Source organism: Sphingomonas sp. GW821-FHT12D09 (assembly GCF_058807215.1).
Map to the genome: position 1 here is coordinate 1,240,561 of NZ_JBXAQL010000001.1, position 20,292 is coordinate 1,260,852.

The following is a 20,292-nucleotide window of genomic DNA, read 5'->3' on the forward strand; positions in this document are numbered from 1 at the left end:
GCTATCCGGGAACTAGAACTTCACATCCGCCGCAACGGTGAACGAGCGGCCGCGCGGATCCGCGACGCGCGGATCCCACGAGCTGCCGGCACCGCTGTTGCCGTCATAGGTGATGGTGAAGGGCGGATCGGTGTTGAACAGGTTCCGCACGCCGAGGCTCAGCTTGTAGCCCGGCGCCAGGCCGGTGAAGCTGATCGAGGCGTTGTAGACGATGTAGTCGTCGGTGTGGACGTTATAGTCCGGACGCGTGATCGTGCCCGCCGCGATGCCCGGCAGCGCGCCGTTCTTGAAGCCCTGGCGGAAGATCTGGCTGATCGAGATCGACCAATCGTCGTTCGACCAGCTGACGAACGCGTTGTGCTTCCACCTGATGCCGAGGTCGCCGGCATAGCTGAACACGCCGATCAGGCTCGGGCCATAGGCCGAAGTGGGCGTGAGCTTCTCGCGCTTCTTGAGCAGCAGCGTGCCGTCAAGACCGGTCGAGAAATTGCCGCCCAGCGCCTCGAACCGATCGCGGAACGAGAATTCCACGCCCTGGGTCCGGCGCGAACCGGCGTTGATCCAGCGATCGTCGATCACCGTGACGGTCTGGGTCACCGGGTCGCGCTGGAAGCGATCGGGGAAGAGCGAGGCGTTGTCGATCAGCTGGCGCAGCGTGAGCAGCTGGATGGTGTTGTCGACAGAGATCGACCACCAGTCGGCCGAGAGGCTCATCCCCTGAATCGGCTGGAACACGACACCGGCGCTGAACTGCTTGGCCGTCTCCGGACGCAAATCCGCGGTGCCGCCCGTCCAGATGTTCGGACGGATGATCGCGCAAGGCAGTCCGCTATTGTACGCGTCGATCGGCTTGCCGCCCGGGCAACGCACCGGATCGGCGAGGTCCGAGCCCGCATAAGGCGATTCAGTGATGCCGTTGTAGATCTGGTTGAAGGTCGGGACGCGGAAGCTGGTGTTGTACGAACCGCGGAACATGAGTTCGTTGATTGGACGATATTTGAACGCGATCTTCGGGTTCTTGGTGGTGCCGAAGCCGGTGTAATCGTCGATGCGGCCGGCCAGGGTCAGCTCGAAGCCCTTGAACAGCGGCACGAGCAACTCGGCATAGGCCGCCTTCACGTCGCGATGCTTGGGGGTGAGCGCATTGACGTTGTCGAACGCGGCCAGGAAGATCACCGGCGCCGCTGCGGCAGCCGCCGCCGAACCGTTGAACTCATAGGTCTCGCGACGATAGTCGACACCCGCGGCAAGCTGGACATCACCGCCCCAGATCCCGAACAAGGGGCCGGAGATCGAGGCATCCGCCTGCTTCACTTCATAGCGACCGCCATAGAGCGTCGCGCCATAGGCCGAAACCGACTGAAGCGCGGCGAGGCCGGCATCGGTCTGGGTGAGGCTGAACGGATTGATTAGGCCCGAGTTCATCACGCCGACCAGGCCGCGCATGCCGGCGGCGGCGCCGGCGACCTGCGGCGCATTGGGATCATAGGCGCCCGTGCTGGTGGTGCCGCGATAATAATAGCCGCTGCCGAGCACCGACGAGGTTTCGCTGCGCGCATAGGACGCGCCGGCACGATAGTCCCATCCGGTCCACAGCGGTCCTTCGAAGCCGAGTGCGGCACGGAAGGTCTCGCTGTTGGTCTTGTATTCGCGGGGCCCGCAAGGGAGGCAGCGCCAGCGATAGGAAATCGGGCTGCCATAGCGACCGTTCAACGCAAGGATCTGCGCTGCGCGGTTCGGGTTCGTCGGCACGTCGAAGGCCGCACGGATGGCGTTGAACACCGCGTCATACTGCGCCGCGGTCGCCGCGGAATAGGGATAGGCGATCGGCAGGTTGGTGGTGTTGGCGGTAAGCTGCGCGTTCGAGAAGCTCTTCGCCGAATCTGCCTTGGACCCGGTGACTTCGAGCGCGACCTGGTGATCGCCCGAGATCCGCCAGGTAGCCTTGGTGTAATAGGTCAGCGTCTGGATCGGCTGCTGGATCACCGCCGCGCGGCCCGTGTCCCACGAGCAGGCATATTGTGCGCTCGGCGTAGCCCAAAGCTGCTCGTCATATGCCATGCCGCCGTCGACCGAGGCGCAGCCCGCGCCGCCCGGCAGATCGAGGATATTGATGCCGCCCGCGGCGCCATTCGCGCCATTCGGCAGCGTGAGCGTGAGCCCGGTGAGCAGCGTGCCGGTCTGCCCCGCGTTGAACGGGTTCCGCGGCATGGTCGCATTGGCGCCGATGTTGAACGCCGTCGCGATCGGCGTGCCGCGCGTGTCGACCGAAAGGCCGCGATTGGGCTGGTCGCCATTGACGAAGTCACGGTCCGAGCCGCGCAGGATCTTGTTCCAGCTGTAGGAGACGGCGCCCATCACGTTGAAGCCGTCTTCGTCGAGGTCGCCATAACCGACGACGCCGCCGATGCGGTAGATGTTACCGCCGCCCTGCTCGGAAGTGTCGGTGAAGCCGTTGAGGCTGAGACCCTGGAAGTCCTTCTTGGTGATGAAGTTGATCACGCCGCCGACTGCGTCGGTGCCGTAGATCGCCGAGGCGCCGTCCTTGAGGATTTCGACGCGCTCGATCGCCGCGAAGGGGATCTGGTTGACGTCGACGGCCGAACCCGAAAGGCCGTGCGCGGCAACGCGGCGGCCGTTGAGCAGGACGAGCGTGGCGCCCGAGCCCTGGCCGCGCAGATTGGCGGCCGACAGGCCGTTGGTGCCGCGCTGGGCGCCGGTCACGACGTCGGAATTCGAAGCGAGGTTGTCCGCACCCGAGCCGCTGGTCGTCAGGAACATCATCAGCTGCTCGGGGCTGCTGATGCCGTTGCGGGTGATTTCCTGCTGCGTGATGATCTGCAGCGGCAGGGCCGAATTGTTCGGATCCTGCTTGATGCGCGAGCCGGTGACGATGATCTCGTTACCCTTGCTCGGCTTGCCGTCGGTCTCATCCGCGCTGGTGGTGGGAACCGCACCGGTGGGCGTCGCGGCCTCTTGCGTGGTGCTTTGCCCCGAAGTCTGCGCCCAAGCTGGCATGGCGCTTGCCATTGCCGCGAACGCAACACCCGAGACGAGAATCCTTCTGAATGCCCTCGCATCGATCATGTTGTATTACCCCCTGAAACCGCGTTTCCCGCGCGGTGAGAGGGCATTAGGTACCAAGAATGTTGCGCCGCGCCATAGTTTCTGTTCCCCAAACCATAACCCGATGGCATCAAATGAGACGATTGCGCGGGAAAGCGTGACACAGCTGCAACACAAGCCTGTTAGCCTCGCCATTGACTGCGTCCGCGCCCCGGCCGAGCAGTAGGGAAACCAGGATCAGGGAGCCCTAGATGCCGCATTTCGATCGTCCCTTGCCGCGTGACTGAGGCTTCGAGTCCCCCTGCAGCAGTGGTCCGTCCCGGCGCAGGGCGACTGGGCCTGTACCTGCTGCTCGGCTTCGCCGCGGGCCTGCCCTTCTACCTGTTCAGCGCCACGCTCTCGCTGCGCCTGGCGAAGCACGGCGTCGACATCGTCATCATTGGCTTCTTCGCCTGGGTGTCGCTGATGTCGACCATCAAGTTCGCCTGGGCGCCATTGCTCGAGAAATATGACGTGCCCGGCTTTGGCCGTTTCTGGGGCAAGCGGCCCGGCTGGATCATGCTCTCCCAGCTGGCGATCTTCGCGTCGGCGCTGGGCATGGCGTTCACCGCGTCGGACACCAGCCTGCCGCTCACTGCGCTGTTCGCCGTGCTGCTCGCCTTCTGGACCAGCACGCTGGAAATCGCCGCGGACGGCTGGCGCGTCGAACTGGCGCCCCATGCCGACGAGCAGGGGCCGCTCGTCGCGGCGAACCAATGGGGCTATCGCACCTCGATGGTGATCGCCAGCGGCGGCGCGATCTACCTGGCCGACAGGTTCGACTGGACGATCGCCTATCTGGCCGTCGCGGTGCTGGCGTTCCTGCCCTTCCCCGTGCTCGCTGCGCTGCGGCCGGAGCGCGAAGGCACCGGCGGGCGGATGGTCGGACTGCTCACGGGCACGCTCGCCAGCCTGGCGGCGATCGTGGCGAGCATCGTCGCAGTGGGCGCGATCGGCTGGGTGCTGCTCGCCGCCATCGGCTCGGTCGGGATCAGCAATCCCGGCGTGGTGAGCTATTGGGTATTCGGGGTCTGCCTCCTGCCCTTCATCCTGCTTGGCGTGGCCGTGCCGTGGCTGCGCAACCTGCCTTGGAACGCGCCGCTGCGCCGTTCGGCGGCGCTCGGCCCCTATGTCGATGTGGCATGGCGCTACGGGCTGGCAGTGATCCCGATCCTGCTGTTCGTCTCGGTCTATCGAACCGGCGACGTGATGGCGAACACGCTGTCGCATCCCCTTTTCAATGCGCTTGGCTACGGCCTCAAGTCGATCGCCGCCGCCGATGCCTATGTGGCGCTGGTCGCGGGAATCCTCGGCGTGACGATGGGCGGCATCCTGGCGGCCAAGGCACCGATGGGATGGGCGCTGGTGATCGGCGGTATCATGTCGGCGCTGTCGAACTGGATCTTCGCCTGGCTGGCGCATCAGGCGCCGGGCGGGCCGGTGTGGTTCTCGCTGTTCGGCATGCAGGTGACCGCGGGCGATTTCGACCTCTACCTCGCCATGGCGCTCGACCAGTTCGGGCACGGCTTCGAAGGGGCGGTGTTCGTCGTCTATTTGTCGATGCTGGTGAACCCTCGCTTCCCGAGCGCGCAATATGCGCTGTTCTCCGGGCTAGCCTTCCTGATCCCGCGGCTGCTCGCGGGCCTGTCGGGCGTGTTCCAGAAGGCGATCGGCTATGACGGGTTCTTCATCATGGCCGGCGCGATGAGCCTGGGCGCGCTGATCTTCCTGCCCTTCATCGTGCGCGCCAAACCCAAGCCCGACGACACGCCGGCGGGCGCCGCGGCATGATCGAGACGGCTTTCGCGCCGGCCGCCGAAGCGGTCGCCTCGGGGCGCATTCCAGGGGCCACCCTGGGCGTGGTGGCGGCCGACGGGCGGCGCTGGGTGACGCATACCGGCATGGCCGCGCTGGTGCCCGAGCCCGAGCCGCTGACGCTCGACCATTGGTTCGACCTTGCCTCGGTCTCCAAGGTTATCGCCACTACCACGATGATCCTGAAGCTGGCGGACGCGGGGCGGATCGACCTCGACGCGCCGCTGACCACGGCGATCCCGGACCTGCGCCAGTACGACGTGGCCGGCGCCTATGAGCGCACGCTCACCTTTCGCGACTGCCTGGCGCACCGGACGCTCTTCCCCGCGGTCGAGCCGATCTACACCTATGGCGACGATCCCGGTCGTCTCCGCGCCTTCGTGCTCCAGCGCGAATGGAAGCATATTCCCGAACCCGTCTATTCGGACATCAACTTCCTGCTGCTCGGCATCGCGATCGAGCGCGTGACCGGCGCGCCGCTCGGGGAATGGCCGCTCGGGCCCGGCCTCAGCTATGGCCCGCCACCCGGGCCGGCGGTGGCGACCGAGCGCTGTGCGTGGCGGGGCCGCGTGCTCAAGGGCGAGGTGCATGACGAGAATTGCGCGGCGATGGGCGGACAGACCGGGCATGCCGGACTGTTCGGCACCGTGGCGGGCGTGCTCGACTTTGCGCAAGGCGTGCTGAGCGGCAGCTTCTCGGACGCGATGCTGGCGGCGATCCGCACTCCGCAATACAGCCACCGCACCTGTGGCTGGGAGCGCAAGTTCCCCGGCTGGTCGGGCGGGCAGGCCTGTTCGGACGAGACGATCGGACATACGGGCTTCACCGGCACCGGGCTGTGGATCGATTTCGCGCGCGGGCTCGCCTGGACCCTGCTCACCAACCGCGTCCACCCGACGCGCCATTTCGACAGCGGCATCTTCTTGCTGCGCCCCGCGACGGGGGACGCCGTCATCACTGCCTGGGAGTCCTGAATGATCTCGCTTCTTGCCCTCGCCATCGCCCTGTCCGGGCCCGATAGCGACACCCCCTCCCCCGCCGACCGGCTGGCGCATGAGCAGATGCTGGTGCTCGACACCCATCTCGACACGCCCGAGCTGTTCGAGCATCCCGGCTGGAAGTTCGACGAGTGGCACGACCGCGACTTCGACAAGAGCCAGATCGACCTGCCGCGCATGGAGGCCGGTGGCCTGGATGGCGGGTTCTTCGTGATCTACACCGGCCAGGGCCCGCTGACCCCCGAAGGCTATGCCAAGGCGCGCGACGCGGCGCTGACCCGCGAGATGTGGATCCAGCGCGTCGTCGCGGCAAACGCCGACAAGATGGAGTTCGCGACCACGCCCGAGGATGCGTACCGCATCGCCAAGGCGGGCAAGCGCATCGTCTTCCAGTCGATCGAGAACAGCTATCCGCTGGGCACCGACCTGACGCTGCTCAAATGGTATTACGACCAGGGCGTGCGGCTGGCCGGGCCGATCCATTTCCGCAACAACCAGTTCGGCGACAGCGCCACCGACAAGGTCAAGCAATGGAACGGCCTGAGCCCGCTCGGCAAGCAATGGGTCGCCGAGATGAACCGGCTCGGCATGGTGATCGACGTCAGCCACTCCTCGGACGACGTGTTCGACCAGGCGCTGGCGCTGTCGAAGACGCCGATCATCGCCTCGCATTCGGGTCCGCGCGCGATCTTCAACCACCCGCGCAACCTGGACGATGACCGCATGCGCAAGCTCGCCAAGGCGGGCGGCGTGCTGCAGGTCAACAGCGTCTACCTGGTCGAGGGCGACCATGACGATGCCCGCAACAAGATCTCCAACCGCCAGGATGACTGGCACGCGCTTTCGGATGCCGAGCAGAAGAAGCTGATCGCCGACAAGGCCAAGGCGGATGCGACCAACCCCTATCAGGGCGCCGATTTCGAGCTGTTCATGAAGAGCCTGCTCCACTGCATCGCGGTGATGGGCGTCGAGCATGTCGGCATCGGCGCCGACTGGGACGGCGGCGGCGGCGTGCGCGGGATGGAGGACATCACCGCGATCCCGAAGATCACCGCCCGGCTGCGCCGCGAAGGATATTCAGATGCGGACATCGAGAAGATCTGGAGCGGGAACGTGCTGCGGGTGCTGAAGCAGGCCGAGGACTGGGCGGCGAAGAACAAGTGACCGTATTTCCCTCTCCCGCTTTGGCGGGAGAGGGAGGGAGCCGACGAAAGTCGGCGGAAGGGTGAGGGTCTGTACGGGCCGCGAGCTTGGCGCTTGCCTCCAGCGCTGACCCTCATCCTGCCTTGCTGCGCCCGGCGCCCCTCTCCCGCAAAAGCGGTAGAGGGAAATGCAGCCTAGTTCCCCGCAGCCACCAAGTTCAGCACATCGTCCATATACTTGGTCGCGCTCACATCGCCCGGCACGTCATTGGCGTAGAAGGCGAAGGTGAGCGTCTTGCCGCTCGCCGCGGTGAAATAGCCGGCCAGCGCATTGGTCTGGTTGAGCGTGCCGGTCTTGGCGAAGAGCTTGCCCTCCAGCGGCGTGCCCTTGAAGCGGTTGCGCAATGTGCCGTCGATGCCGCCGATCGGCAGCGTATCGCGATACTGGGCGCCCCAGGGCTGGGCAGCGACCCAGCGCAGCAGCAGCGTCGAGCCGCGAGGGCTCACGCGGTTGTAGCTCGACATGCCCGATCCGTCGGAAAAATCCCAGGCCGTGCGCGGCAGGCCGGCCGCCTCGAGCATTGCCCGCACCTTGGCCACGCCATCGGCGAGCGAGCCGCTGCCCTGCAACCGCGAAACGCGGCGCAACGCCAGCTCGGCATGCAGGTTCTGGCTGACCTTGTTGATGTGCTTGAGATCCTCCGCGACCGGCGGCGGCGTCAGGCTGGCCAGGACCGGCTCGCTGGGTGCCACCTGTACGAGCGGCACGGCGTTCTTCGCGCGATATTCGGTATCGTCCTGTGGCCTGAGCGGGCGGTGGCGGGCCTGGACCGCTCCCTTCACCTTCACCCCCCGCGCCTCGAGCAGTACCTTCAGGCGCCAGGCCGCGTATTCGGCGGGATCGTCGATGCCGAGCTTCCACGTCTTGGGCTTGGCGTCGGCGCCGATCGTGCCGGTGATGTGCAGCAGCTTACCGTTGGGATCGCGGTCCCAGCCGAGTTCGGTCTTGTCGCCCGGGACCGTCTTTGCCTGGTTGTCGATCGTGAAATAGGGCCAGAGATCGACCTTGGCGGCCTCACCCGGCTTGGCCGGAGTGATGGTGAGCTTCAGCTCATTGTCGTCGAGCGTCAGCGCCGAGATGCCGGTACCCGACGAACTGGGGATGTTGTTCCAGCTCATCCCCGGGCTCCAGCGCTGGTCCGGAAAGATCGTGTCGTCGCCGATCACGTTGCGGACGTGCCTGGTCCTGGCAGCGATCGCATCGGCCAGCGTGGCGAGGCAATCGACCGTGCAATCGTCGGCGCTCGACAGCCGGGCATCGCCGCGCCCGACGAGCAGCACATCCTGGCCGACCAGCGACACGGTGGCGCCGCCCGCCATGTCGGGCTGGTTGATGTCCGGCAGGTTCGCGAAGGCGGCAGCGGTGGTGTAAATCTTGGTATTCGAGGCCGGGATGAAGCGGCCGTCCGGGTTGATCGCGACGATCTCCTTGCCGTCCGGATCGGCCACCACCAGCCCGAAGCGGGTGCCCGTCGGTGCCTCGGCGAGCTTGGCGGCGATGCGCTGGTCGAGCGTCTGCGCCTGCTGGGCAAGGGCCGGGGTGGCGAGCGTGAGGGCAAGGAGGATGGCGAGATGCTTCATGCCTTGAGCGTACCCATCGCCGGCAAAGGTGCAAAGCCGCGATCATTCTGAGGAGTTGCCCTGGCATAACCGGCGCGCATGTCGGCATTGTTCCGGACACGTCCCCCCTGCACGTTCACCCCATGACAGTCCGTATCGCTTTCAAGCTTGGGTGTTCGCTGGCGCTGGCATTTGCCACGCCGGCGCTGGCGCAAACCGATGACCTGGCGGCGGCGCTCGCCCTGCCGGTGGCGAGCCAGATGGCCGGGGCACGCGACGTGCCGCGCTTTGCCTGGGTGGAGAACCGCGCGGGCATGCGCAATTTGTGGGTGGCCGATGCGGGCCAACCGGCCCGGCAAGTGACGCGCTATGCCGAAGACGATGGCATGATGCTCTATGATCTGGCGCTGAGCCCCGACGGCAAGCGCCTGGCGTTCGTTCGCGGCGGGGACGACGAGTTCCCGGACGGCAAGATTCCCAATACCGCCTCGGCTGCGTTTTCGCCGGGGCAGCAGGTGTTCGTCGCCGATGCAACCGGCGGAGATCCCACGCCCGTAGGTGACGGGCACCTGCCTGTATTCTCGCCCGACGGGCAGCGGATCGCCTTTACCAAGCGCGGCGAGATCTGGCTGTGGCAGAGCGGCAAGCCGGCGCGGATCGCTTCGGTCTCGGGCGAAGTCACCGATCTCAAATGGACGCCGGACGGCGCGAAGCTGTTCTTCGTCGACAATCGCGACGACCATGCATTTATAGCGCTGCTCGAGGTGGAGCCGGCCAGGCTGACCTATATGGAGCCGGCATTGGGCTTCTCGGTGGAACCGGCGCTTTCGCCGGATGGCACGCAGATCGCCTTTATCCAATATCGCGACCCGCCGGCGGGTGCGGCGGCGGATGGCGGCCCCTATTGGTCGATCCGCGTGGCAGATACCGCGACCGGCAAGGCACGCACGCTCTGGACCGCGCCGCAGGGCATGGGCGGCCGCTATGGCGGCACGCGCCAGCACAATCTCTACTGGAGCAAGGCCGGCAAGCTGCTCTTCCCCTGGGAGCGCAGCGGTTTCCTGCATGTCTATGCGATCGACGCGGCCAAGGGCGATGAACCCAAGGAGCTGACGCCCGGCAAGTTCGAGGTCGAGACCTTCGTGCTCGGCGGCGACGACGTGCTGACCTTCGCCGCCAATATCGACGAGACCGACCGGCGCCATTTCTGGCAAGTTCCGGCGAGCGGTGGCACGGCGAAACGGCTGACCAATGGCAAGGGCAGCGAAAGCCTGCCGGTGTTCGCCGGCGGGTTGCTCGCCGGGATCGCGACCGATGCCAGCCATCCGGCCCATCCGGTGGTCGCCAAGGCATTGTCACCGCTCGGTCATGTGGCCGAACTCAAGGGTGCGATCGAGCCCGAGGCGGTGAGCTATCAGGCCGAGGACGGGGTCACCGTCCATGCGCAGCTGTTCCGTGGGCGCGGCAAGGGACCGCGCCCGGCACTGATCTTCGTCCATGGCGGGCCGCGGCGGCAAATGCTGCTCGGCTTCCACCCGTCGCAATATTATTCCAACGCCTATATCAACAACCAGGCACTGGCCGCGCATGGCTATACCGTGCTGTCGGTCAATTATCGCAGCGGCACCGGCTATGGCCTGGCCTTTCGCGACGCGCCCGACATCGCGCGCGGCGGCGCTTCCGAATATCGCGATGTGCTCGCCGGCGGGCGCTGGCTGGCGGCGCAGAAGGGCGTGGACCCGGACAAGATCGGAATCTGGGGCGGCAGCTGGGGCGGATACCTGACCGCGCTCGCCCTCGCTCGCAACAGCGACCTGTTCAAGGCGGGCGCGGACTTCCACGGCGTCCACACGATGCTCAAGCCGATTGAGAACAACATCTCGCCCGAACTGCAACTCGCGGTGCGCCAGAAGCAGTGGGACTCGTCGCCGATGGGATCGATCGAGAAGTGGCGCTCGCCAGTGCTGCTGATCCATGGCGACGACGACAAGAATGTCGATTTCGGCCAGTCGCTGCTGCTCGCCCGCGAGCTGGCGGCGCGGCGCATCCCCTTCGAGGAGCTGGTCTTCCCCAATGAGCGTCACGAATTCTTCCGCTACGCCGACTGGCTCGCGGCCTATCGCCGCACCACCGCGTTCTTCGACGAGAAACTGAAATGAGGTGGCTGATGGCAGTAGCGGCAATAGCCGGCGTGAATGTCGCCCAGGCGCAGGAGCACGCGACGCTGATCCATGGTGCGCGCGTGTTCGACGGCACCGGCAAGGCGGCGAAGCTTGCCGATGTGCTGATCGCGGACGGCAAGATCGCGCGGGTCGGCAAGAAGCTGCGCGTGCCTGAGGGAACGGAAGTGATCGACGCGACCGGGCTGACGCTGATCCCCGGGCTGCATGACCTGCACATCCACACGCGGCGCGAGGCGTTTGCCGATGCTGCTTCGCTGCACCGCTTCTACCTGCCCTATCTCAAGGCTGGCGTGACCGGCATAAACGAATTCTCGGTCTCGGGCGAGATGATGGCCGGCATCCGCGCCTTCCAGGCCGACACGCCGCGCCTCACGCTGGCGATCCGGCTAGGGGTGCCCGGCGGGCATGGCACCGAGAGCAAGTTCACCCAGGCGATCACCTATCAGGTGACCAACCCGGATGAGGCGCATGCGGCGATGGTCAAGGCGCTGGCGTTCAAGCCGGACATGATCAAGGTGTTCGCCGATGGCTGGCGCTATGGCGATCCGGCACGGCCCGACCGGCCGAGCATGGACGAGCCGACGCTGGCGGCGATCGTGGCGGACGCACACCAGGCGGGCATCAAGGTGATGACGCACACGGTGACGCTGGAAGGCGCCAAGATCGCCGCCCGCGCCGGCGTGGACGCGCTCGCGCACGGCGTGGGCGACGCGCTGGTCGATGCCGAGCTGATCGGACTGATGCGGAAGCACCACATGGCCTATGTCGCGACGCTGGCGACCTATGAGCCGCTCGAGACGCGGGTGCTGGCACCCGAGGAGCTTGCCTTGCTCTCCCCCGAGGACCGCACCCGCGAGGAAGCGCGGCTGGCCAAGGGCGAGGTCGTGGCGCCTTATGACGTAAAGCGCTGGGAGATCATGCGCGAGAATATCCGGCTGCTGAAGGCGGCGAAGATCCGCATCGGCGTGGGCACCGATACCGGCATCGAAGGCGTCTATCCTGGCTTCGGCGCGCTGCGCGAAATGCGCTGGCTGACCCAGCTCGGCTTCACGCCGGCGGAAGCGATCGAGGCGGGCACGCGAGTGAGCGCCGACATCATGGGCCGGCACAAGACCGAGGGCACGATCCGCAAGGGCATGCGGGCGGACCTGGTACTGACCGGGGGGACGCCGGATGTGACGTTCCGGGACCTGTATGATGTGAAGCGGGTCTGGGTGGCGGGGAAAGAGGTCAGCCTCGCCACTTACCCCGCGAAGGCGGGGATCCAGGGTTTCTCAGCCGAATCGCTTGTGACTCTCCTTCGCGGGGATGACGACGATAAGGTCAGGCCATATCGGCTGCGCGATAGACTTCCTCGTCCAGCTCGCCTTCCCAGCGCGCGACCAAAGTCGCCACCGTGAGGTTCGCCGATGCGCTAGGCACCGTGCGGGTCATGTCGAGCAGCCGGTCGAAGGGCAGCACGAAGCCGACCACCAGCGCCGTCTGCTCCGGCGAGACGCCGACTGCGCTCAGCACCGCCGCCAGCATGAACAGCGAGGCCGAGGGCACCGGCGCCGTGCCGAACGCCGCCAGCGCGCCGGTGAGCAGCACGGTGGCATAGACCGTCGGCGTCAGGTGCACGCCGAACGCCTGCAACGCGAACATGCTCAGCAGCCCGACATACATCGCCGTGCCGTCCTTGCCGATGCTCGCGCCCAGGGGCAGCACCGTCGAGAAGACTGGCCGGCCGATGCCGAGATTCTGCTCGGAGACGCGCATCGCCACCGGCAGCGTCGCGCCGCTCGAGGCAGTCGAGAACGCCACCGCCAGCGCGTCGATGATACCGCGGAAGAAGGGCAGCAGCGGCAGGCGCGCGACGAAGCGCAGGAGCAGGCTATGCACCACCAGCATCTGGATCAGCGAGCCCAGCACCACCGCCAGCGCCAGCCACCCGACATGGACGAACACCGCCGCACCGTTGGCCGCCACCGCATTGGCGATCAGCGCGAACACGCCGAAGGGAGTCACTTCCATCACCAGCCCGACCACGCGCAGCAGGACCGCCGACGTGGATTGCAGCAGGTTCGCGAACGGCTTGCCCGCCTCCCCCGCCACCACCGTGCCGCAGCCGATCAGGATCGACGTGAAGATCAAGGCGAGCATGTCGCCCTTGGCCAGCGCGTCGAAGATGTTCGTCGGGATGATGTTGATCAGCTGCTCATAGGGCGTGACCGGCGTGCCGAGCGCATGCGCCTGGGCCGTGCCGAGCGGCGCGCCCACACCGGGTTGAACGATTGTCGCGACGAGCATGCCGACCGACACTGCGATGAAGGTGGTCAGCGCGAACATGCCGATGGTGCGGCCGCCGAGGCTCCCCAGCCGCTTGGGATCGGCGAGCGTGGTGATCCCCGAGGCGATGGTGACCAGCACGATCGGCGCCACCAGCATGCGGATTGCACGGACGAACAGGTCGCCGATGAACTGGACGTAGGGCGTCGCCTGGGGCGCGACGAAGGCGAAGATCACACCGAGCAGGAGGAAGGCAAGCACGCGCTTCCACAGCGCGGTGCCGAACCACCAGCTCACTTGCAACTGCCAGGCGTAGGCGTGTGCGGCAGCGCGCGGCCGGCGGCCTTGCCGGTCATCGCGCCCTTGTCGACCGCGACCACGCCGTTGACGACGACGGTCTGCACGCCCGCGGCATATTCAGTGGGCGCCTCATAGGTGGCGCGCGAGGCGTAGGTCTTCGGATCGAACACCACGATATCGGCGAAGGCGCCCTTGCGCAGATGGCCGCGCCCCTCGAGCCCGAAGGTGTCGGCGGTCAGCGCCGAGCTGCGCTCGATGAACTCGCGCAGCGTGATGACATGGTCGGTCTTGACGTACTTGTCGTACTTGCGCGCGAAGGTGCCGTAGACGCGCGGGTGGCCGCCCGAGGCGTCCGATCCGGTCATCACCCAGGGCTGCCTCATGAAGGCGCCGATGTCCGCTTCGCTCTGGTTGAACGAGACGGTGCCGGGGTCGCCGATGCGGATCACCGCGATCGCGGCGTCGACGGGGGCAAGGTTGAGTTCCTTGGCGACGGCATCGAGATAGCGGTTCTTGTACTTGCCCTCGACGATCAGCAGCTTGTCCGCCCCGCCGCGCTTGCGGAGGTTCTCGACCATGCCGGCGTGCATCTTCGCGGTCAGCGACGGATCGTCGAAGCGCTTAAGCAAAGCCGGGCGCCCGCCATCCTGCGCCCAGAGCGGGACGAGCGAGGCGACCAGGCTCGTGCCCGATGCGGACCAGGGATATTGGTTGGCGGTGACCTTCTCGCCGCGGGCGCGCGCGGCTTCGATCTTGGCGATGATCTTGGGCGCATCACCCTGCACATCGACACCGAGCGCCTTGATATGGCTGATATGCGCGGGCAGCCCGCCTTCGCGGCCGATGCGGATCGCCTCGTCGATCGCGGCGGCGAGACCCACGGTGTAGCTGCTCTCGTCGCGGATATGGCTGTCGTACGAGCCGCCGCGCTTGCCGGCTTCCTTGGCCAGTTCGATCACTTCCTCGGTCTTGGCGAAGCTCTGCGGGGCGTAGAACAGGCCCGTGGAGAGACCGAGCGCGCCGTGGCACATCGCATCGGCGACCAGGCCCTTCATCGTCGCCATCTCGGCCGGCGTCGGCTCGCGATTATCCTCGCCGACCACCTTCTCGCGCACCGCGCCGAAGCCGACCCAGGCGGCATAGTTGATGCCGACGGGCTTGGTCGCGGCGCTGCCAAGCACCTTGGTCAGGTCCGGATTGCCGCCACCGTCATTGCCGATGAACGCAGTGGTGACGCCCTGCATCAGGAAGGCCGGAACCAGGCGCTTGGCCGGGTCCTTCGAGGCGAGATCGCCGCCCATATGCGTGTGCGGATCGATGAAGCCCGGCGCGACGATCATCCCCCTGGCATCGATGATGCGCGCGGCGCTGACATTGGCGTGCCTGCTCACCGAGACGATATGGTCGCCGGTGATCGCGACATCGCCGATGAACGGCGCGTCCGAGCCGGTGTAGATCGTGCCCCCGCGGATCAGCAGGTCAACGCGCTGCGGGAAGGATGGCGCGGCGGCGCCCAGCGAGACGGCGGCAATCCCCAGCAGCAGCGCGACCTTCATGGTGTTCCCCAAAATCCCGGAATTGGCGGATAGAGCGTGCCGCCTCGGTCTTCTACGCCACCGAGGCGATCCTTGGCGAGCCAGATCGGACCGTCCAGGTCAACGAAGTCCGACATGCGCGCGATGTGCAGCGCCGCGGCGATCGACAGCGACGAGCTGACCATGCAGCCGGTCATCAGCCCGAGCCCGCGATCACGCGCCGCCTGGGCAAGCCGGAGCCCCTCGGTCAGGCCACCCGACTTGTCGAGCTTGACGTTGATCACCTGGTAGCGGCGCGACAGGACTTCCAGGTCTTCGCTGGTGTGGACGGACTCGTCCGCAGCGATCGGCACCAGCGGGCGGAAATTCTCAAGGCATTCGTCGATATCGGCGGAGACAGGCTGTTCGAGCAGATCGACCCGCAACTCGGCGAGCAAAGGCTGCATCGCCTCGACCAGTCGCGCATCCCAGCTCTCGTTCGGATCGACGATCAGCTTCGCGTTCGGCGCGGCGGCACGGACGGCGCGGATCTGCGCGTCGGGCAACCGGCCATCGACCTTCACCTTGAGCAGCGGCGCATTGGCGACATGACGGGCGGCGGCGCCCATCATCATCGGCGTGTCGATCACGATGGTGAGCGCGCTGGCGATCGGACCCGGTTCGGGTGCACCGATCAGCTGGGCGACGCTCTTGCCGGCCTGGCGCGCTTCCAGGTCCCAGAGCGCGCAATCGACGGCGTTGCGGGCCGCGCCGGCGGGGAGCAGCGAAAGCAGCTCCTCGCGGTTCGCCCCCGCCTCGATCGCCGGGCGAATGCCCTCGATCGCGGCAAGCGTGCTCTCGATGCTCTCGCCGTAGCGGGCATAAGGCACGCCTTCGCCCTTGCCCTCCAGCTCCCCGGCGCGGATCGAGACCGTGACCACATCGGCCTCGGTCTTCACGCCGCGCGAGATGCGGAAGGGCTTGGTCAGTGCGAAGCGGTCGTGGCGTGCCGTGAGGGTTCGGTGCATAGCAACTCGTCGATGATCGCATCGACCCCGAAGGCGATTGGATCGGTACAGGGAAGGCCGAGCTCGGACTCGATCTGTCGGCAAAGCGCCTTGGCTTCCTCGGCCTCCATGCGGGAGGTGTTGAGGCAGATGCCGACGGCGCGGACGTTCGGACTGGTGAGGCGGGCGACCTGGAGATTGGCCTCCAGGCACTCCTTCAGGCTGGGCAGCTGACGGCCCGGGATGCCGCGCATATGGCTGCGGCTCGGGTCGTGGCAGATAACGATCGCCTCGGGCTGGGCCCCGTGGAGCAGGCCCGTCGAGACACCGGCGAAGCTCGGGTGGAACAGCGAGCCCTGGCCCTCGATCAGGTCCCAGCCGCCGTCGTTGCGCTCGGGCGCGAGCATCTCGATGCCGCCCGAGATGAAATCGGCGACCACGGCGTCGATCGGCACGCCGCCCCCGGCGATCAGGATGCCGGTCTGGCCGGTCGCGCGGAAATCGGCATCGAGCCCGCGCGCCTTCAGCGCATCGGCCAGGGCGATGGTGGTGTACATCTTGCCGACCGAGCAATCGGTGCCGACAGTGAGCAGGCGGTGGCCGGCGCGGGCATAGCCATTGCCGACGCGCAGGTCCGCGGGGGGATCGCGCACGTCGAACAGCTGCAGGCCCTTCTCCTTGGCGAGCGCGGCCAGCTCGGGCACGTCGCGCAGCCGCTGGTGCAGGCCGGCGGCGATGTTCATCCCCGCCTCCAGCGCCGCCACCGCGTCGCGCACGAGATCCCCGCCCAGCACGCCGCCCGAATTGGCGATGCCGAGGACGAGCGTCTTGGCGCCGGCAGCGGCGCCTTCTGCGATCGTCATGCGCGGCAGGCCGAGCGTAAGGGTGGAATCGTCGTGACGGAACTCACCCACGCAATCGTCGCGCCGAAATTCGGCGAGGCCGCGCGAGGTCTTGATGCCCACGAAATCGGTGCTGTGACCGAGGTAGAGGAGGTAAGGTGCCGGTATCATGTTGGAATAACGCTATCGCCCCGCATCCGGCACCGCACATAGCGAGTGGGGCCCTCGGCATAGCCAGCCGTTATGGCAAAGCCCTCAGGCGTCGATGACCTTCGCCAGCGTCTTCAGGAAATCGGTAGCCAGCGCGGTCGGCGGGCGATTGAGCAGGAACATCGCGTGGACGTCGAAGGTGAGCTGCGGCTTGAGCGGCCGCATCGCCAGGCCCGGGACCAGCGAGGCCTGCGCGGTGAAGCTGTCCACCACCGTCATCCCCACCCCCTGCGCCACCAGCGCCGTGGCGATGTAGAAGGTCCGCGCTGAGATCACTTCGTCGAGCTCGAGCTCGAGCCGCAGGCATTCCTGGGTGAAGAGCTGGCCGATCGGGCCGCTATTGGCCAGGCTGATGAACGGGCGGCCGCGCAGCCGCTCCAGCTCGATGCGCGGCGGCGCGTCGGGCATGTCCTCCTCGCGGTAGAGCACCACCAGCTCGCCCTCGCCCAGCCAGCGATGGCCGATCGGCGCGGCGTGCGGCACTTCATAGGCGATCGCGACATCGGTCTCGCGCTCGTAGAGCTTGCGCAGCAGGTCGTCGTGGTGGACGGTCTGCAGGTCGAAGCGCACGCCCTCGTGATTGCGCATGAAGCGCGAGACGGCGGTGGGCAGCGCGTTCAGGGCGAGCGACGGCAGCGCCGAGACCTTCAGCATGCCGCCCGCGCCGCGCTTCAGGTTGCGGCCCGCCTCGCGCAGCGCATAGACGCGGTCTTGGATCTCCGAGACTTCGGTGAACAGCGTATGCGCGTCCTCGGTCGGGACGAGGCGGCCATTGGTGCGGTGGAAGAGCTGGAAGCCGAGCAGGCTCTCGGCATGGCGCAGCATCTTCGAGACCGAAGGCTGCGACACGTTGAGCGCTCGCGCGGCGCCGCTGACGGAGCCGTTTACATAGACCGCATGGAATATCTCGATGTGCCGCAAGTTCATTGCGCCAGCCTATCGAACTCGGCGAAAAGGGAAAGGCCCCGTATTGGCGCTAATGTTCCACCACCAATCCATCGTCACCCTGAACTTGTTTCAGGGTTCAACTCTCCACGGATGCTATCGCCTGAGGCGCGCTGGATGCCGAAACAAGTTCAGCATGACGGGTGATGGATATTATCCGCCCGGCGTGAACTCGGCGACGAGATCGTAGCGATCGCCTGGGAAGGTCTGGCGGACGAAGGTCACCGCCCGGCCGGTGCGCCAGGTCCAGCGCTCGACCTGGAGGCAGGCGGCGTGCGGTTCCAGCTTGAGCCTCTGGCCGAGCGCACGGCTCGCCGAGACGGCACGGATGCGGTGGCGCGCATCGGTCCACGGCACATGGTGCAGCAACCAGGAGCCCGGGGCCTCTGTCTCGAAGGTATCGGCGCGCGGGACCGGCACGGTGTCGAGCGCGATCAGCCGGCGCTCCGCCGCGAAGGGCTGGCCGCCGGCGAAGTGGATGCCTTCGATCAGTAGCGCCGGCGCCGGGATACCGGAGACTTCGATATCCGCATCGCGGTTGACCACGCGGCACGTGTCGAGCTCCCAATGATAGGCCTCGCCGCGCGCCGCGATCAGCTGGGCGAGGTCGGGCACCGCCAGCACCGCGGCATGGACCTGCGGGTGCGCCACGAAGGAACCGGCCTTGCGGCGGCGCTCGATAAGCCCGGCATGGGCGAGCCGCTCCAGCGCCTTGCTGACCGTCGCTCGCGCGCAGCCATAATGCGCGACCAGCTCATGCTCGAACGGGATGCGGTCGCCCGGGCGCAGTTCGCCCGAGCGGATGCGCTCCTCGATGTCCGAACGGATGCGCTCCTGGAGCGTCATGCCAGCAAACGCGTCAGGATTTTGTGATAATGATTATCAATAGCCTCGCTCGCGAGGTGCTTTCCGCGAGCGACTTGCAGCTTGCCCGCGCGCCAGACGCAGTCGATCGCGCCGGCGCGGCCGGCGAAGATCCAGCGATCAAGGAGAGTGCCTGGCGTGACGCCGGCAAAGCTTGGATGGGCCATGTTCAGGCTCACGATATCGGCCAGCGCGCCGGGCGCAATCCCGGTCGTGACGCCGAGCGCCTGCCCCGCCCCGGCGAGCGCGGCGGCGAACAGGCTTTCGCCAACGCAAGCGCCTTCGGGCGAGAGGATCGCCCGGCGGCGCTGGGCCAGGCGCTGCGAATATTCGATCGAGCGGAGTTCATAGGCCGCGTCGATCTGGATGTTGGAATCGGTACCGGTGGCGATCTTCCCACCAGCCGCGAGATAGCGCTCGGCGGGAAAGATGCCGTCGCCGAGATTGGCCTCGGTGACGGGACAAAGGCCGGCGACCGCGCCCGAGGCGGCGAGCCGGTCCGTCTCCGCATCGGTGAGGTGAGTGGCGTGGATCAGCGTCCAGCGTTCGCTCAGGCCAACATTGTCGAGCAGCCATTCCACGGGTCGGACGCCGCTCCAGGCGAGGCAGGCCTCGACTTCCTTGAGCTGCTCGGCGGCGTGGATGTGGAGCGGGCCGTAGGTTAACGCGGTCACCGCCGTTAACTCCTCGGGCGTGACCGCGCGCAGCGAATGCGGTGCGATGCCGAGCACCGCGTCGGCGGGGAGCTTGGCCTTGCTCGCCTCGACCAGTTTCGCGAAGCCATCGACGTCCGAGATGAAGCGCCGCTGGCCGGGCTTGGGGTTGGCGCCACCGAAATCGCTGTGTGCGTAGAAGACCGGCAGCAGCGTCAGGCCGATGCCGGCCTGCTCCGCCGCATCCACAATCGCGCCTGCCGTCTCGGCCGGATCGGCGTACCCCACGCCGTTGATATCATTGTGGAGATAATGGAACTCGCCGACGCGGGTATAGCCGGTCTCGAGCATCTCGACATAGGCCTGGGCGGTGATCGCAGCGATGTCGTCCGGAGCAAGCCGGTCGAGGAACCGGTACATGATCTCGCGCCAGCTCCAGAAATCGTCATCGGGCCGGCCACGGCGCTCGCTCAAGCCCGCCATGCCGCGCTGGAAACCATGGCTATGGACATTGCCGAGGCCAGGGACCGCGACGCGATGACGCTCGGCGCTCGCTGGATCTGTGCCCGGCATCACCTCGGTGATCCGGCCATCCACGATGCGGACAGTGACGCGCTCGGTCCAACCGTCCGGTAGCAATGCGGTTTCGAACCAGAGATCCATCCAAGCCTCCACCACACCGTCATCCCCGCGCTGGCGGGGATCCAGGATCACAAGCCGCGTCGCCCTTTGGCTCTGGATCCCCGCCTGCGCGGGGATGACGGCTAAAGGAAGCGGCCCAGCATTCTTCATTATGTCTAGACATAACATAATGCACAGGCAAGGA

The 20,292-nt window shown here is 66.8% G+C and carries 14 protein-coding genes; 5 read left to right on the plus strand and 9 right to left on the minus strand.

Going from position 1 to position 20,292, the window contains the following annotated elements; all coding sequences use genetic code 11:
* Window positions 1–12: 12 nt before the first annotated feature.
* Window positions 13–3,018 (minus strand): TonB-dependent receptor domain-containing protein, encoded by a 3,006-nt coding sequence (locus AC1RPL_RS05630; protein WP_493068269.1) that lies wholly within the window; start codon window positions 3,016–3,018, stop codon window positions 13–15.
* A 357-nt stretch (window positions 3,019–3,375) separates the two neighbouring features.
* Between AC1RPL_RS05630 and AC1RPL_RS05635 the strand changes: the two genes are divergently transcribed.
* Genes AC1RPL_RS05635 through AC1RPL_RS05645 form a run of 3 tightly spaced genes read left to right on the plus strand, consistent with a single transcriptional unit; the run spans window position 3,376 to window position 7,082 of the window.
* The gene (locus AC1RPL_RS05635; protein WP_493068270.1) at window positions 3,376–4,896 is read left to right on the plus strand and encodes an MFS transporter; all 1,521 of its coding nucleotides are present in this window, start codon (window positions 3,376–3,378) and stop codon (window positions 4,894–4,896) included.
* Window positions 4,893–5,894, plus strand: a complete 1,002-nt coding sequence (locus AC1RPL_RS05640; protein WP_493068271.1) for a serine hydrolase domain-containing protein — start codon at window positions 4,893–4,895, stop codon at window positions 5,892–5,894. The genes AC1RPL_RS05635 and AC1RPL_RS05640 overlap by 4 nt, the downstream gene beginning before the upstream one ends.
* On the plus strand, window positions 5,895–7,082 hold the full coding sequence (locus AC1RPL_RS05645) for a dipeptidase (RefSeq protein ID WP_493068272.1): 1,188 nt from the start codon (window positions 5,895–5,897) through the stop codon (window positions 7,080–7,082). It begins immediately after the preceding gene.
* A gap of 173 nt (window positions 7,083–7,255) precedes the next feature.
* Here AC1RPL_RS05645 and dacB read toward each other — a convergent pair whose 3' ends face one another.
* A complete protein-coding gene (dacB, locus tag AC1RPL_RS05650; protein ID WP_493068273.1) occupies window positions 7,256–8,701 on the minus strand; it encodes a D-alanyl-D-alanine carboxypeptidase/D-alanyl-D-alanine endopeptidase in 1,446 nt (481 codons plus the stop codon).
* 122 nt (window positions 8,702–8,823) lie between these two features.
* On the opposite strand from dacB, the gene AC1RPL_RS05655 reads away from it, so the two are divergent.
* Both AC1RPL_RS05655 and AC1RPL_RS05660 read left to right on the plus strand, forming a co-directional pair.
* Window positions 8,824–10,839: a S9 family peptidase gene (locus AC1RPL_RS05655; protein ID WP_493068274.1), complete on the plus strand. Its 2,016-nt coding sequence runs from the start codon at window positions 8,824–8,826 to the stop codon at window positions 10,837–10,839.
* A gap of 8 nt (window positions 10,840–10,847) precedes the next feature.
* The gene (locus AC1RPL_RS05660) at window positions 10,848–12,263 is read left to right on the plus strand and encodes an amidohydrolase family protein (protein WP_493068275.1); all 1,416 of its coding nucleotides are present in this window, start codon (window positions 10,848–10,850) and stop codon (window positions 12,261–12,263) included.
* Here the strand turns inward: AC1RPL_RS05660 and AC1RPL_RS05665 are convergent.
* The 7 genes from AC1RPL_RS05665 to AC1RPL_RS05695 form a co-directional block, all read right to left on the minus strand.
* Window positions 12,187–13,428 carry a dicarboxylate/amino acid:cation symporter gene (locus tag AC1RPL_RS05665; RefSeq protein WP_493068276.1) on the minus strand — a complete coding sequence of 414 codons (1,242 nt, stop codon included), beginning with the start codon at window positions 13,426–13,428 and terminating at the stop codon, window positions 12,187–12,189. The two genes, AC1RPL_RS05660 and AC1RPL_RS05665, sit on opposite strands and share 77 nt — an antisense overlap.
* Window positions 13,425–14,987 carry an N-acyl-D-amino-acid deacylase family protein gene (locus AC1RPL_RS05670; RefSeq protein WP_493068277.1) on the minus strand — a complete coding sequence of 521 codons (1,563 nt, stop codon included), beginning with the start codon at window positions 14,985–14,987 and terminating at the stop codon, window positions 13,425–13,427. Before AC1RPL_RS05670 ends, AC1RPL_RS05665 begins: the two co-directional genes overlap by 4 nt.
* Window positions 14,984–15,973, minus strand: a complete 990-nt coding sequence (dgcA, locus tag AC1RPL_RS05675) for an N-acetyl-D-Glu racemase DgcA (protein ID WP_493068278.1) — start codon at window positions 15,971–15,973, stop codon at window positions 14,984–14,986. Before dgcA ends, AC1RPL_RS05670 begins: the two co-directional genes overlap by 4 nt.
* Window positions 15,931–16,965 carry an N-acetyltransferase DgcN gene (gene dgcN, locus AC1RPL_RS05680; protein WP_493068279.1) on the minus strand — a complete coding sequence of 345 codons (1,035 nt, stop codon included), beginning with the start codon at window positions 16,963–16,965 and terminating at the stop codon, window positions 15,931–15,933. The genes dgcA and dgcN overlap by 43 nt, the downstream gene beginning before the upstream one ends.
* Window positions 16,966–17,049: 84 nt before the next feature.
* Window positions 17,050–17,931 carry a LysR family transcriptional regulator gene (locus tag AC1RPL_RS05685; RefSeq protein ID WP_493068280.1) on the minus strand — a complete coding sequence of 294 codons (882 nt, stop codon included), beginning with the start codon at window positions 17,929–17,931 and terminating at the stop codon, window positions 17,050–17,052.
* A gap of 171 nt (window positions 17,932–18,102) precedes the next feature.
* Window positions 18,103–18,795 carry a histidine utilization transcriptional repressor HutC gene (hutC, locus tag AC1RPL_RS05690; protein WP_493068281.1) on the minus strand — a complete coding sequence of 231 codons (693 nt, stop codon included), beginning with the start codon at window positions 18,793–18,795 and terminating at the stop codon, window positions 18,103–18,105.
* A complete protein-coding gene (locus AC1RPL_RS05695; RefSeq protein ID WP_493068282.1) occupies window positions 18,792–20,129 on the minus strand; it encodes a formimidoylglutamate deiminase in 1,338 nt (445 codons plus the stop codon). The genes hutC and AC1RPL_RS05695 overlap by 4 nt, the downstream gene beginning before the upstream one ends.
* Window positions 20,130–20,292: the final 163 nt, after the last annotated feature.